This window comes from Sphingomonas sp. SFZ2018-12 (assembly GCF_022496715.1).
In the GTDB taxonomy this organism is placed as follows: domain Bacteria; phylum Pseudomonadota; class Alphaproteobacteria; order Sphingomonadales; family Sphingomonadaceae; genus Sphingomonas.
Genome location: NZ_WTFM01000007.1, coordinates 1 through 13322, shown reverse-complemented (window position 1 = coordinate 13322; position 13322 = coordinate 1). Strand labels below are relative to the sequence as shown.

13 protein-coding genes are annotated in these 13322 nt (G+C 68.5%); 8 read left to right on the top strand and 5 right to left on the bottom strand.

Annotation, left to right across the window (positions count from 1 at the left end; genetic code table 11):
* Position 1 precedes the first annotated feature (1 nt).
* Together GO308_RS16970 and GO308_RS16965 are read right to left on the bottom strand one after the other, a co-directional pair.
* The gene (locus tag GO308_RS16970) at positions 2-2290 is read right to left on the bottom strand and encodes a TonB-dependent receptor (protein WP_240886257.1); all 2289 of its coding nucleotides are present in this window, start codon (positions 2288-2290) and stop codon (positions 2-4) included.
* A 130-nt stretch (positions 2291-2420) separates the two neighbouring features.
* Positions 2421-3428 (bottom strand): helix-turn-helix domain-containing protein, encoded by a 1008-nt coding sequence (locus GO308_RS16965; RefSeq protein ID WP_240886256.1) that lies wholly within the window; start codon positions 3426-3428, stop codon positions 2421-2423.
* A 139-nt stretch (positions 3429-3567) separates the two neighbouring features.
* On the opposite strand from GO308_RS16965, the gene GO308_RS16960 reads away from it, so the two are divergent.
* The 3 genes from GO308_RS16960 to phbB are packed head-to-tail and all read left to right on the top strand — an operon-like array spanning position 3568 to position 7520.
* On the top strand, positions 3568-5760 hold the full coding sequence (locus GO308_RS16960; protein WP_240886255.1) for a molybdopterin cofactor-binding domain-containing protein: 2193 nt from the start codon (positions 3568-3570) through the stop codon (positions 5758-5760).
* Complete coding sequence (gene hemH, locus GO308_RS16955) at positions 5757-6764, top strand: ferrochelatase (protein ID WP_066550002.1); 1008 nt, start codon at positions 5757-5759, stop codon at positions 6762-6764. Before GO308_RS16960 ends, hemH begins: the two co-directional genes overlap by 4 nt.
* A 33-nt stretch (positions 6765-6797) precedes the next feature.
* Complete coding sequence (gene phbB / locus GO308_RS16950) at positions 6798-7520, top strand: acetoacetyl-CoA reductase (protein ID WP_066482046.1); 723 nt, start codon at positions 6798-6800, stop codon at positions 7518-7520.
* A 202-nt stretch (positions 7521-7722) separates the two neighbouring features.
* Here the strand turns inward: phbB and GO308_RS16945 are convergent, their stop codons facing one another.
* On the bottom strand, positions 7723-8106 hold the full coding sequence (locus GO308_RS16945) for a glycine zipper 2TM domain-containing protein (RefSeq protein WP_066482043.1): 384 nt from the start codon (positions 8104-8106) through the stop codon (positions 7723-7725).
* A gap of 188 nt (positions 8107-8294) precedes the next feature.
* Between GO308_RS16945 and GO308_RS16940 the strand changes: the two genes are divergently transcribed.
* A complete protein-coding gene (locus GO308_RS16940; RefSeq protein WP_240886254.1) occupies positions 8295-9290 on the top strand; it encodes an esterase-like activity of phytase family protein in 996 nt (331 codons plus the stop codon).
* Here GO308_RS16940 and rpmB read toward each other — a convergent pair.
* Positions 9287-9583, bottom strand: coding sequence for a 50S ribosomal protein L28 (gene rpmB, locus GO308_RS16935; RefSeq protein ID WP_066549997.1), 297 nt, complete (start codon positions 9581-9583; stop codon positions 9287-9289). The two genes, GO308_RS16940 and rpmB, sit on opposite strands and share 4 nt — an antisense overlap.
* A gap of 175 nt (positions 9584-9758) precedes the next feature.
* Between rpmB and GO308_RS16930 the strand changes: the two genes are divergently transcribed.
* The 3 genes from GO308_RS16930 (at position 9759) to GO308_RS16920 (ending at position 10893) form a co-directional block, all read left to right on the top strand.
* Entirely contained in the window at positions 9759-10004 is a 246-nt protein-coding gene (locus tag GO308_RS16930) for a hypothetical protein (RefSeq protein WP_066667084.1), read from the top strand.
* Between the two features lie 92 nt (positions 10005-10096).
* Complete coding sequence (locus tag GO308_RS16925; RefSeq protein ID WP_066482033.1) at positions 10097-10525, top strand: nucleoside deaminase; 429 nt, start codon at positions 10097-10099, stop codon at positions 10523-10525.
* Positions 10522-10893, top strand: a complete 372-nt coding sequence (locus tag GO308_RS16920; RefSeq protein WP_240886253.1) for a hypothetical protein — start codon at positions 10522-10524, stop codon at positions 10891-10893. The genes GO308_RS16925 and GO308_RS16920 overlap by 4 nt, the downstream gene beginning before the upstream one ends.
* A gap of 49 nt (positions 10894-10942) precedes the next feature.
* Here the strand turns inward: GO308_RS16920 and GO308_RS16915 are convergent, their stop codons facing one another.
* On the bottom strand, positions 10943-11620 hold the full coding sequence (locus GO308_RS16915; protein ID WP_066482028.1) for an OmpA family protein: 678 nt from the start codon (positions 11618-11620) through the stop codon (positions 10943-10945).
* A gap of 150 nt (positions 11621-11770) precedes the next feature.
* Here GO308_RS16915 and GO308_RS16910 point away from each other — a divergent pair, with 150 nt between their 5' ends.
* Positions 11771-13069 carry a hemolysin family protein gene (locus GO308_RS16910; RefSeq protein WP_066482022.1) on the top strand — a complete coding sequence of 433 codons (1299 nt, stop codon included), beginning with the start codon at positions 11771-11773 and terminating at the stop codon, positions 13067-13069.
* Positions 13070-13322: the final 253 nt, after the last annotated feature.

Here is a 13322-nt window from a genome sequence, read left to right as displayed (position 1 = left end):
CTCAATACCGGACGATCAGGCGCAGGTCATAGGTGCGCGGGGCGCTGAAGAAGCCGACCTGGACGCCGGGGAATTCCTGGAGGTTGAACCCCTGCACCCGCACATTGCGGTCGGTCAGATTTTCCACCCCGGCGCGCAGCTGCCAGCGGTCTTGCGGGCCGTTCAGCGCGACAAAGGCGTTGATCCGCTCATAGCCCTCCTGCCGCAGCAGCGGCGAATCGGTGATCTCGGTCGCCACGGTCGAACGATAGGACCCGTCGACATGGAAGGTCGCGGACAGGTAGCTGCTGAGCGGTGCGGTATAGGTCGCGCCAAGGCTGGCGTTGAAATCGGGCGCGTTGACCACGCGGCGGTCGCTGACGTCGGTGACCACCCCGCCGACCAGGATGTCGAAGCGGTCGTAATTGGCATCGAGGAGGCCGAGCGAGCCGGTGATCGCCAGGCCGTCGGTGGGCTGGGCGAGCAGTTCCAGCTCGGCACCCCACGCGCTCGCCGACGCGGCGTTGGTGAACAGGCTGACGAACACGCCGGTGACGGGATCGGAGCCGAACGACGTCACCTGAACGTCGGTATAGTCATTGTAGAAGACCGAGCCGTTGAGCGTCAGCCGCCCGTCGAGCCAGCTCGTCTTCGCGCCGCCCTCATAGCTCCAGACGAATTCGGGGCGGAACGGCTGGAACGCGAAGTCGGTGGAGGCACGGCCGTCGAACCCGCCGCTCTTGAACCCGCGCGAGGCCGATGCATAGAGCAGCACGTCGTCGCTCGCCTGATAGGAGATCGAACCGCGCGGCGTGAACGCGTCGAAGCTCGCCTCGCCGTTGATCGGCCGTCCGGCGACCCCCACCCCGGCAAGAAACGGTGGTGTGTTGCGGATCGTCGAGATGGCGGGGTTGAAGAAATTCTCGAACAGCCGCCCCGAGCTGCGATCCTCGGTCGTGTAGCGCAGGCCCGCGGAAATGCTCAGCCGGTCGGTCAGCTGATAGGTGGCGTCGCCGAAGATCGCATAGCTGTTGGTTTCCTGCCGCGTCTCGGCGAGGCTCGACGAGGCGAAGCCGAACAGCGTGACCGGAAAGCCGAAGATCGTCGCCGCACCATTGTCGACGCCTGAAAAGGTCGTGTCGTCATCATAGAAATAGTAGAGGCCGCCGGTGAAGGTCAGGTTGTCGGGGTCCTCATAGGTCAGGCGCAATTCCTGGCTGAACTGGCGCTGGTCCTGGTTGAGCAGGATGTCGAGGATCGGCAGCCGCGAGCCGTCGGTGTCGAGGTTCAGGTCGAACCGGAACTCGCGATAGGAGGTAATCGATTCCACCGTCACCTTGTCATTGACGAACCAGCGCGAGGTGAGCGCTACGCCCCAGCCGGTCTGGTCGGACAGGCCGTTCGCGTTGGTGTCGACCTGATAGTCGCCGGGGCTGGCGGGGAAGGTAACTAGCCCGCCGGGGATCGCGCCGGTGATCGGCGTTTCGCGCACTGGGCTGCGCGACGTGTCGGGGCGGTCGACGCGGCCATCGGCGCTCAGCAGGAACTCGACGTCGCTCGACGGCTCGAACAACAGCGAGACGCGGCCCGACAGCGTGTCGACATCGCCGTCGTCCTGGCCGGTGAAGCTGTTCTGGTTATAGCCGTCGCGCTTCGAATAGGCGAAGGCGACCTTGGCGCGCAGCGTGTCGCCGGCGATCGGCCCGCTCAGCCGCCCTTTCAGGATCAGGCTGTCGAAATTGCCGTAGCCGACTTCGCCATAAGCCGTGACGTCGCGGGTCGGGCGGGTCGACACGAACTTGATCGCGCCGCCGATCGTGTTGCGGCCATAGAGCGTGCCCTGCGGCCCGCGCAGCACCTCGATCCGCTCGACATCGAACACTTCCAGGAACGCGGCCTGTGAGCGCGAGATGAAGACGTCGTCGACATAAACGCCGACGCCGGGGTCGGCAAAGGCGAGCGAGTCATTCTGGCCGACGCCGCGGATGTAGATGACCGCGTTCCCGGCATCGCCTTGGTCGAGATAGAGGTTGGGGGTGGCATATTGGATGCCCGACAGCGTGTCGGCCTGAAGGTTGCTCAGCGCGTCCTCGCCGAATGCGGAGATCGAGATCGGCACGTCCTGCAGCGATTCCGCGCGGCGGCGCGCGGTGACGACGATGTCGCCGGGCAGCGGATCGTCGGTTTGCGCCTCGGTGTCGGCCGGGGGACCGGCATCCTGGGCCATCGCGCCGACGGGCGCGCCCATCAGGCCGATCGCCGACGCCAGAACAGCGGCGCGGATGCGCCCGATCCCGCTTGAAACCTTCATGTCTATCCTCCCCGCCGATCATTGGTCGGCTTGCTCGCGAGGATCAGGCTAGGCGGGAAGGGGTGCGAGGGTCGAGGACAAGCGCGGTCAAGTTGACAGGACAAATTCGCTCACGCCGCGCAACGCGCGATCAGGCTTCGTTGTTCTGTGGTTCGCCGCGCATCCGACCGCGATATTGTGCGGGGGTGACCGCGTGCCAGGCCTTGAACGCGCGCGAAAAGCTGCGCGCGTCGCAAAAGCCGAGCGTGTCGGCGATGTCGGGGACCGCGCGGCCGTTGGCGAGCAGCACCGTCGCACGCCGCGCCAGCGCCTCCGCGCGCAGCGTCCGGAAATCGGCACCCTGCGCGGCAAGCCGGCGGCGCAGCGTCGCGACGCTCAGGCCAAGCCGACGGGCGATCGCCGCCTGGTCGGTGATGCCGCCGCCCAGCAGGCTGCGGACCTGGGCGACTGGATCCCCGTGCGCGGCATCCGCCTGGCGCGCGTCGATTGTGGCGAGGATGCGCGCATAGACGTCCTGGCTGGTGAAGGTGCCGAGATCGGGCGGGATGCCGAGCGCCGCGGCGCCGGGCGCATATTCGAGCAGATAGGCGTTGGCGTGGCGGCGGACCGGCACATGCCAGTAACCGAGCAGCCCGTCCGCCGCGCCGGTGCCCGGCCGACGCGTCGCGACCATGCGGAGCCACGGATCGAGCGGGCTGGACACCACCATCGACAACATGCTGTGCACAAAGATCAGCACCCCTTCCATCACGGTGGTTGCCGCGTCCGGATCGGCATCGAACGCAAAGGGAAAGCCGGCATCGTCGATACGATAGACCAGCCGGTCCGCCTGACGCTCGACCCGGTTGAAGCTGCCGCCGTGGAGGAGGTTATAGGCGCGCGCGATCCGCCGCATCACCTCCTCGAGGTCGCGGGCACCGGCCAGCGTCTCGCTGACGAAATCGGTCGTGCCGCGCGCCAGCGGCCGGCGCGACAGCTGGCACGTCTCGTCCTCGGTCTCGATCGACAGCTGGAGGAGCATCCGGAAATGCCGCGCGATCACCGGCTCGGCGTCGGCGGGCACGGCCGCCGATATGGCGGGTGCCGCGCGGAAGGCGCGGTCGGCAGGCAGCGGCGGGCGCGTTGCGTGCGGATGCATCGCCGCGATTGTGCGTCGCTTGCGCGCGGATCGCAATCGACTTTGCGCATCGACCCGGTCGATGCCGCGTTTGCGGGACGTCAGGTCATGTTTCCAATTGCGGGCAAGCGCACTAAGGCCGGGTGCGATGGCGGACCAAATGGCCAAATCGCCCCGGATCAGCCGGCGGCGCCTGATGATCGGCGGCGGCGCGGGCGTCGGGCTGGTGGTCGCGTGGTGGCTGTGGCCGCGCCGCTACCTCCCCAACCTGCCGGTGGGGGAGGACGAGACGCTGTTCAGCGCGTGGCTGAAGATCGCGGAAACCGGGCAGGTGACCGTCGCCGTGCCCCAGGCCGAGCTGGGGCAGGGGGTCTATACCGCGCTGCCCCAGATCCTGGCCGACGAACTCGGTGCCGACTGGCGCACCGTCGGTGTCGAGCCGGCACCGCTGCACCCCCTTTATGCCAATCCCGACGGTGCGCAGGCCCTGTTCGGCACCAAACCCGCGCGGCACGCCGATGTGGCGCTCATGCTGACCGCGGGATCGACATCGGTGCGCGCGTTCGAAGCGCCGCTGCGCGAGGCGGGCGCGGCCGCGCGCGTCATGCTGTGCAAGGCGGCGGCGGCGCGCTGGGGCGGGGACTGGGAATCCTGCGCCACCGCCGACGGGTTCGTCATGCGCGACGGGCAACGGCTGCGCTTCGCCGAACTGGCTGCCGAAGCGGCAGAGCACCGCGTGCCCGAGGCACTGCCCCTGCGCAGCGAGGGCCCACGGCTGACCGGCCAGTCGCTGCCCCGGCTCGACACCCCGGCAAAGGTCGACGGCGCCGCCAATTTCGCTGCCGACATCCGCCTGCCCGGCATGGTGTTCGCCGCGATCCGCCAGGGGCCGATCGGCGACACGCGGCTGGTGCGGATCAACCGCGCGGCGGCCGAGCGGCTGCGCGGGGTGGTCGGCATCGTCGAACAGCCCGGCTGGGTCGCGGCGGTGGCGGAAAGCTGGTGGGCGGCCAATCGCGCGCTCGACACGCTCGCCCCGCGCTTTGAAACGCGCGGCGGCATCGTCAATTCGGACAGCATCGCGGCCGCGCTGCGCACCGCGATCGCGGGTGAGGGCAAGCGCATGGCGTCCATGGGCGACCTTGCCGCCACCTTTCGCGGGGCATCGATCGTCAGCGCCGAATATCTGGCCGCACCGGGACTGCACGCCGCGATCGAGCCGATGAGCGCGACCGCGGTCTGGCGCGACGGACGGCCGACGGTGTGGATGCCGAGCCAGGCACCCGCGCTCGCCCGCGCGGCGATCGCGCGCGCCTGTGCCGTCGATGCCGATACGGTGACGCTGCACGTCACCATGGCGGGCGGATCGTTCGGCGCCAAGCTGGAGCCCGACGTGGGTGTCCAGGCCGCGCTGATCGCGCGCGCGGTCGACAAGCCGGTCCAGCTGACCTGGTCGCGCAGCGAGGACTGCCTGCACGATCGCTATCGCCCGCCCGCGCTCGCCCGCCTGAGCGCGCGCGTCCAGCCCGGCGGCAGCGTCACCGGCTGGCTTGCCAAGATCGCCGCACCTTCGATCGGCCGCGAGCTCGAGGCGCGGCTCAACGGCGGGGAAGCGGGCTGGCGCGGCAGCCTGGGGCGCAGCGGCGATGCGGCGGCGGTGGCGGGCGCGCGGCCGCTTTACGCCATCCCCAATCTGGCGATCGACCACCATCCGGCCGATATCGGCGTGCCGGTCGGCGAATGGCGGTCGGGCGCGCACGCCTATACCTGCTTCTTCAACGAATGCTTCGTCGATGAACTCGCGCATGTCGCCAATGTCGAGGCGATCAGCTTTCGCACGACGATGCTGGCGGCCGAGGCGCGGATGGTGCGTTGCATGTCGGTCGTCGCCAGCTTGGGCGCGTGGCAGGGCGGGATTCCGGGCAGCGGCCAGGGCGTCGCCACCCATGCCGCGCACGGATCCTACATCGCGGTGCTGGCCGAAGCGCGGCCCACCGGCGGCGGGATCAAGGTCGACCGGCTGATCGCCGCGGTCGATTGCGGGCGAATGATCAATCCGGACCTGGTCCGCCAGCAGATCGAGGGCGGGTTGATCTTCGGCATGGCCGCCGCGATTGGCGGCGCGACCGGATTTACCGAGAATCTCGCCGATGTGCGCGGCTTTGCCCAGATGCGGCTGCCGACGCTGGCCGACATGCCCGAACTGTCGATCGAACTGATCGAGAGCAATGCGGATCCCGGCGGGGTCAGCACGCTGGCGGTGCCGCCGGTCGCCCCCGCCATCGCCAACGCGCTGGTCGCGGCGACCGGCACCCGGATCCGCCGCCTTCCCCTGTTGAGCGAAAGCGAATGACCTTGCCGCCCGATCATCCCCCGGTCCTCCGTCCGCGCATCGGCGTGCTGCTGATCAACCTCGGCACCCCCGACGATCCCAGCCCGCGCGCGGTCAAACGCTATCTGGCCGAGTTCCTGTCCGACCGCCGCGTCGTCGAGCTGCCGCCGATCGCGTGGCAGCCGATCCTGCGCGGGCTGATCCTCAACACCCGGCCGCGCAAGTCGGCGGAGGCCTATCGCGCGGTATGGACTGATGACGGCTCGCCGCTGGCGGTCATCACCCGCGATCAGGCGGCGGCGCTGCAGGGCGCGTTCGGGGCCGATGTGACGGTCGACTGGGCGATGCGCTATGGCCGGCCGTCGATCGCGGAGCGGCTGGCGGCGATGCGCGAAGCCGGGTGCCAGCGCATCCTGATCGCGCCGCTCTATCCGCAATATTGCGCGGCGACGACCGCGACCGCCAATGACAAGGTGTTCGCCGAGCTGATGAAGCTGCGCTGGCAGCCGGCGCTGCGCACGCTGCCGCCCTATCACGACGACCCCGCCTATATCGACGCGCTCAGAGTATCGGTGGAGGCCGGGCTGGCCGCGCTCGATTTCGTGCCCGACACGATCATCGCCAGCTTTCACGGCATGCCGCGCCGCACGCTCGACCTCGGCGACCCCTATCATTGCCAGTGCCAGAAGACCGCGCGGCTGCTGAGCGAGGCGCTCGGACGGCCGTTGACCGTGGCGTTCCAGTCGCGGTTCGGCCCGGCCGAATGGCTCGGCCCGCCGACCGACGACACGCTCGTCGAGCTGGCAAAAGCCGGCAAGCGCAAGGTCGCGATCCTCGCGCCCGGCTTTTCGGCCGATTGCCTGGAAACGCTTGAGGAGCTGTCGATCCGCGGGCGCGAGCAGTTCGAGGAAGCCGGCGGCACCCATTTCGCCTATCTGCCCTGCCTCAACGCGTCGCCGGGTGGCATCGAATTGTTGCGCCATCTGATCGCGCGCGAGCTTGAAGGCTGGGTGCGACCCGCCTAACCGTGGGTCAAACACCAGCAAGGAGTGTCGAGGATGTCGAGGGTAGCGATCGTAACGGGCGGGACGCGCGGGATTGGCGAGGCGATCAGCTGCGCGCTCGCCGCACAAGGAATCACGGTGGCGGCGAACTATGCCGGCAATGACGAGCGTGCCCAAGCGTGCGCCGCGCGCAACAACATCAAGGTCTACAAGTGGGACGTCGCCGACCACGACGCCTGTATCGAGGGCGTGAAGCGCGTCGAGGCGGAGCTGGGGCCCGTCGACATCGTCGTCAACAATGCCGGCATCACCCGCGACGGCACGCTGATGAAGATGAGCTATCAGGCGTGGAAGGAAGTGATCGACACCAATCTGGGCGGCTGCTTCAACATGGCCAAGGCGACCTTTGCCGGGATGCGCGAGCGCAAATGGGGCCGCATCGTCAATATCGGGTCGATCAACGGCCAGGCCGGGCAATATGGCCAAGTCAACTACGCGGCTGCGAAATCGGGCATCCACGGCTTTACCAAGGCGCTGGCCCAGGAAGGCGCGAAGTTCGGCGTCACCGTGAACGCGATCGCACCGGGCTATATCGATACCGACATGGTGGCGGCCGTGCCCGCCGACGTGCTGGAAAAGATCGTCGCCAAGATTCCCGTCGGGCGGCTGGGCCAGGCGCATGAAATCGCGCGCGGCGTGGCATTCCTGTGCTCGGACGATGCGGGCTTCGTGACGGGGTCGACGCTGTCGATCAACGGCGGCCAGCATATGTATTGACGGGCGGAGGCGGGTCGCGCGCCGCGGACCGCGCCGGTGCGCGGCAGCGCAGTGCCCGTCACGGCCGGCGGGAGCCAGCCGGCTCCCGACCGACGACGCGGCGGCTTTGCCGTCGCCGTCCTTGCTTGTGACATGATAAGAGGGGCCGGCCCCCGAAGGAACCGGCCCCCGCCCTCGCTACGCTACCCGAGGGATCGAAGGATCAGCGGCAACCGCGCGGACGGTCGGCCCGGTCGATCGCGCGTCCGGCCAGCGCGCCAACCGCGCCGCCCAGGATGGTGCCGACCGCCCGGTCGCCACGCCCGGCGACTTCGTTGCCGAGCAGGCCGCCGGCGATCGCGCCGACCACCAGACCACCGGTGCCATTGTCGCGGCAGCGATAGTTGTTGCGGTAATTGTTACGATAGTAGCGGCGGTCCTGGCGCCAGTCGCGGCGGTCGCGGCGATAGTCGCGATAGCCATAGCCGTCGTCGTAGCCGCGGCCATAATAGCCGTCGCGGTCAAGCGCCATGGCGGGCGCGGCGGGGACCAGAGCAGTGGCACCCATCGCGAACGCGGCGCCGGCGAGCATCAGCTTGTTCAGCATTTCAAATCTCCTCGTCACTTCACGTTTCGATCGTGCCGGCGCCGGAACCAGGTCCATCCGCCGTCGATGAAAGCGTTATGCGCGAGTCGCGCTGAGGCGATCCTGAATGCGCTCGTTATGCGCGGTTCAGCTTCGCGGGGCGGCATCATGCCCTTGAATAATCCGCGTGGGTGGTGCGAAGGCGCGGGATGCGTCGCGTTCTTGTCGTCATCTTCCTCATTCTGGCGGGCGTGCCGACCTGGTCGGGCCGCGAACGCCTGCCGCTGTTCGGCGCGCGACCGGTGCTGCGCGCCGAACGCGTTGCGCTCTACCCCGACAGCCCCGCGCGGCGCGATCTCGGCGCACTCGAATATCTGGGGGGGCTGCGGCTGCGCGGCAACGACCCCGCCTTTGGCGGCTTCTCCGCGATGACGGTGGCGGGTGACCGGTTCACGCTGCTTGCCGACGGATCGACGTTCATCCGGTTCCGCATGGGCAGCGACCTGCGCCCGCACAGTGCCCGGTTCGGAGTGCTGTCGCAGGGGCCTGGCACCGGCTGGCCCAAGGAAAGCCGCGATTCGGAGGCGATGGCGCGCGACCCGGCGACCGGCACCGCCTGGGTCGCGTTCGAACGGACCAATCAGATCTGGCGCTATGAAGGGCAGCTGGCGCGCGCGACCGGCCAGGTCGTCCCGGCGCTCATGCGGCCATGGTCGACCAATGGTGGGCCCGAATCGATGGCGCGGCTGCGCGACGGGCGGTTCATCGTGATCGCGGAAAACACGCGCTGGCCCGAGGATCGAGCGCGCGGACCCGGCATCGAACGCGCCGCGATTCTATTCAATGGCGATCCGGTCGCGCCCGGCACCCGCGCCGATCGCTGGCGCTATCGCCCGCCGGCCGGTTTCAGCCCGACCGATGCGACCGAGCTTCCCGACGGGCGGATCGCGATTCTCAACCGCCGGGTCGGCGCGCCCGACTTCTTCACGGCGGTGCTGACGGTGATCGACGGTTCGGCGCTACGTCCGGGCGCGACGCTGACCGGCCGCATCATCGCGCGGTTCGAGCCGCCCGTGCGCCACGAAAATTTCGAAGCCATCGCCGCGACGCGCGAAGGCGATGCGACCATCCTGTGGATCGCGTCCGACGACAATCAGTCCTGGCTCCAGCAGACGCTGCTGCTGAAATTCCGGCTGGTGGATTAGGCGGCCTTGGACGCCGACAGCTTGCGCGCGACGTCGCGCTTCAGGCGGCGCGCGCGCAGCGACAGGTCGTCGTCGCTGGTCTTGATCAGCCAGTTGTCGAGGCCACCGACATGTTCGACCGAGCGCAGGCCGTGGGTCGACACGCGCAGCTTGACCGAACGCTCCAGCGCGTCAGAGATCAGCGTCACATTCTGCAGGTTGGGCAGGAAAGTGCGCTTCGTCTTGTTGTTGGCGTGGGACACATTGTGACCCACCTGGCGACCCTTGCCGGTCAGCTCGCAAATGCGCGACATGATTCGTTCCTGATTTCGGTCTGGCGGGGCCCGAGCCCCGGAAAGTGGGCGCGATTATCGACAAAGTGCCGCCGCGTCAACCGCCCGGACGCGGTTGCATTGTCCGGCCGACGCAACCCTTGGCCCTGCCGGCGCGTTCGACTCGGCACTGAAACAAATGGAAAAGAGGTGGATGATGCGCGGATTCCTGATTCTGGTGGCGATCCTGGTGATCGGCGTGGTGATCCTGCTGGCGACCGGCATGATGAATATCGACCAGACCGCGGACACCAAAGTGCCCGAAATCAAGGTCGAGGGTGGTCAGGCCCCCGAATTCGACGTCGATGTCGGCGATGTCGACGTCCGCACGGTCAACCGGACGATCGAGGTTCCGGTGGTCGAGGTCGAACAAGCCGAAAAGTCCGATCGCGCGCCCGAATAAGGGCGACCGCCGCGACCGCCGCGACCGGCGCGGGCTGGCGCAAGGCCACGGCGGGCGGCATAGGGAAGACGATGTTCCCCTTGCCCCCGCCGATGCGCGCCGCGCTCGACGCCGCCGATGACGCCGCGCGACGGGGCGATATCCCCGTCGGCGCGGCGATCGTGCATCGGGGCGAGGTCATTGCGACCGCGGCGAATGCCCCGCGTGGGGCGCATGACCCAACCGGCCATGCCGAAATCCGGGTAATCCGCGCCGCCGCCACGCTGCTGGCGCGCGACCGGCTCGACGATTGCGACCTGTGGGTGACGCTGGAGCCCTGCGCGATGTGCGCCGGGGCGATCGCGCATGCCCGCATCGCGCGGCTTTACTACGCCGCGCCCGATCCAAAGGGCGGTGCGGTCGAACACGGGCCGCGCTTCTTCAACCAGCCGACCTGCCACCACCGGCCGGAAGTCTATGCCGGACTTGGCGAAGCCGAGGCGGCCGACCTGCTCCGCCGATTCTTCGAGGCGAGGCGATGAGCGTCGGGGCCAACACTGCCCGACGTGTGCGGCCCGGCGGTCTGCGCCACATGGTGGCGCTGCTCCTGCTCGCTGGCTGCACACCTGGCGACAAATTTGATTCCGCGAAATGGAAGGGGGCGGATCTGACCACCCGTGCGCGCGCGGACATGGTCGATGCTCTGATCCGTCAACATCCCTTAGCCGGAATGCACCGCAACGACGTCGTTCGGTTGCTCGGCGAGCCGACGCAAACGGACAAGTGGGAGGGGTGGGACATGATCTATGTCCTTGGCCCGGCCAGCTACACATCGGTCGATCATGCGTGGCTGGTGATCAAGCTGGGTGCGGATGGCCGCGTTTCGGACTATCGCATCACCGCGGATTAGGCTCGCGGGTCTGCCCCGGTGCGGGATTGCACCGGGGCGACACGCGGGATCAGCCGGCGCTGGTGTCGGTGATCGGCACGATCTTGATTTCGACGCGGCGGTTCTCACTGCGGCCGGCCTCGGTATCGTTGCTGGCGACGGGCTGGGTTTCGCCGAAGCCGCGCGTGCCGATGCGCGCGCTCTTCACGCCCTGGGTAGCCAGATAGTCGGCGACCGACCGCGCACGGCGTTCGGACAGCGCCTGGTTGTAGCTGTCGGTCCCGGTCGAATCGGTGTGGCCGTAGACGTCGATATAGGTCTGCTCATATTGCGCGAGGACGCTCGCCACTTCGTTGAGCGTGCCGCGGAATTCGGGCTGGATGTTGGCGCTGTCGGTCGCGAAGGTGATGCCCGAGGGCAGGTTGAGCAGCAGCTCGTCGCCGTTGCGCGTCACCTGCACGTCGGTGCCCGCGGTACGGGCACGCAGCTCGCGCTCCTGCCGGTCGATATAGGCGCCGATCCCCGCGCCCGCGAGCGCGCCGATGCCCGCCCCGACGATCTTCTCGGTCCGGTCGCGCCGCCCGCCGACCAGGTCGCCGAGCAGATAGCCGGCGAGCGCGCCGCCGCCGCCGCCGATCGCGGCCTTCGACACGCGACGCTCGCCGGTCACCGGGTCGGTGACGCATGCGGTGGTGAGCGTCAGCGTGGCGACCGCGGCCGCACCCATCAGACGGGATGTGAACTTCATACTTTCCTCCTGAACAATCGCTCTTGCACTGCAGAACCATCGGACCGCCGCCGTTGTTCCGGCAGCGGATCGAATCGCGTGCTGAACGCCGCCAGCTGAACCGGTTGTGAAAGGGGGCCGGTTGGCGCTAAGGGGATGGGACCAACGCTGATGGAAACCCTCCCTTCATTTCCCTGGCTGGATGTTGCGATCATCCTGGCGCTCGTCGCGCTGAACGGCGTGTTCGCGATGTCCGAACTCGCGATCGTCTCCGCGCGCCCGGCGCGGCTGGAGGCGATGGCGCGCGGCGGCAGCCGGGGTGCGGCCGCCGCGCTCAAGCTGTCGGAGGATCCGGGCAAGTTCCTGTCGACGGTGCAGATCGGGATTACGCTGATCGGCATCATCGCGGGCGCCTATTCGGGGTCCAGCCTCGGCCTGCCCGTCGCGCTGCGCATCGAGCGGCTGGGGATCGAGCATGAGGCGGCCGAGGTGATCGCGTTCACGATCGTCATCGGCCTGACCACCTATGCCTCGCTGGTGATCGGCGAGCTCGTCCCCAAGCAGTTCGCGCTGCGCGCGCCGGAGCCGATCGCGGCGCTGGTTGCGCTGCCGATGCGCTGGCTGGCGGTGGCGACTGCGCCGATCGTCTGGGTGCTCGATTCGACGACCTCGCTCGTCTTCCGCGCGATCGGTCTGAGCCGCGAGGCCGAGAACCGCGTGACCGCGGAGGAGCTTCAGGTGCTCGTCGCCGAAGCGCACAAATCGGGCGTGATCGAGGAGCATGAACGCTCGATCATCTCGGGCGTGGTGCGGCTGGCCGACCGGCCGGTGCGCGAGGTGATGACTCCGCGTACCGATGTCGACTGGCTCGACGTCGACCTGGATGCCGAAGGGCTGCGCGCGGCGCTGCTGCGCACGCCGCACACCCGCCTGCCGGTTGCCGAAGGGTCGATCGATTCGGTCGTCGGCGTCGTCCAGGCGCGCGACATCGTCGGGGCGCTGATGCGCGGCGAGGCGATCGACCTCAGGCGGCTGGCGCGTTCCGCGCCGGTGCTGCCCGATCAGGTCGACGCGATGGACGCGCTGGGTGCGCTGCGCCGGGCCGACGTCGCCATGGGCTTCGTCCATGACGAATACGGCCATTTCGAAGGCGTGGTGACGCCCGCCGATCTGCTCGCGGCGATCGCCGGCGAGTTCAACGCCGATGACCCCGGCGAAACCCCCGGCGTCCACGAGCGCGAGGACGGATCGCTGCTCGTGTCGGGCCAGATGCCCGCCGACGCCTTTGCCGAACGCATCGGCCTCGACCTGCCGGAGGATCGCGATTTCGCAACGGTGGCGGGGCTCGCGCTGGCCGTGCTCAAGCGGTTGCCCGAGGAGGGCGACCATTTCGTCGAGCAGGGCTGGCGCTTCGAGATCGTCGACATGGACGGGCGCAAGATCGACAAATTGCTGGTCAGCGCGACCTGATCCCCCCGTGGGGCTGGGATTCGCGCCAGCCGTCGATCATTTCTCCCTCGGTCGTCAGCGCCGCGTCGCCCGTCCGCCCAGGATCAGGCGCGCGCATCCTGTTCGATCGCGTTCTCGTTCCACTGCAGCGCCTTGAGGACGGTGTCGACGATGTGTTGTGCGTTGAGTTTTGCGAGGTCGTACTGGCGTTCGGGTTTATCCTGGTCCTGGAACAGGTCGGGCAGGCGCATGGTGCGCAGCCTGAGGCCGTGGT

Bases quoted from the DNA above. Each gene is read 5' to 3' on its own strand.
- GO308_RS16960 (WP_240886255.1), top strand. From the start codon at position 3,568: ATGGCCAAATCGCCCCGGATCAGCCGGCGGCGCCTGATGATCGGCGGC.
- hemH (WP_066550002.1), top strand. From the start codon at position 5,757: ATGACCTTGCCGCCCGATCATCCCCCGGTCCTCCGTCCGCGCATCGGC.
- GO308_RS16910 (WP_066482022.1), top strand. From the start codon at position 11,771: ATGGAAACCCTCCCTTCATTTCCCTGGCTGGATGTTGCGATCATCCTG.
- GO308_RS16915 (WP_066482028.1), bottom strand. From the start codon at position 11,620: ATGAAGTTCACATCCCGTCTGATGGGTGCGGCCGCGGTCGCCACGCTG.
- GO308_RS16925 (WP_066482033.1), top strand. From the start codon at position 10,097: ATGCGCGCCGCGCTCGACGCCGCCGATGACGCCGCGCGACGGGGCGAT.
- GO308_RS16940 (WP_240886254.1), top strand. From the start codon at position 8,295: ATGCGTCGCGTTCTTGTCGTCATCTTCCTCATTCTGGCGGGCGTGCCG.
- GO308_RS16970 (WP_240886257.1), bottom strand. From the start codon at position 2,290: ATGAAGGTTTCAAGCGGGATCGGGCGCATCCGCGCCGCTGTTCTGGCG.
- GO308_RS16920 (WP_240886253.1), top strand. From the start codon at position 10,522: ATGAGCGTCGGGGCCAACACTGCCCGACGTGTGCGGCCCGGCGGTCTG.
- GO308_RS16945 (WP_066482043.1), bottom strand. From the start codon at position 8,106: ATGCTGAACAAGCTGATGCTCGCCGGCGCCGCGTTCGCGATGGGTGCC.
- GO308_RS16930 (WP_066667084.1), top strand. From the start codon at position 9,759: ATGCGCGGATTCCTGATTCTGGTGGCGATCCTGGTGATCGGCGTGGTG.
- phbB (WP_066482046.1), top strand. From the start codon at position 6,798: ATGTCGAGGGTAGCGATCGTAACGGGCGGGACGCGCGGGATTGGCGAG.
- GO308_RS16965 (WP_240886256.1), bottom strand. From the start codon at position 3,428: ATGCATCCGCACGCAACGCGCCCGCCGCTGCCTGCCGACCGCGCCTTC.
- rpmB (WP_066549997.1), bottom strand. From the start codon at position 9,583: ATGTCGCGCATTTGCGAGCTGACCGGCAAGGGTCGCCAGGTGGGTCAC.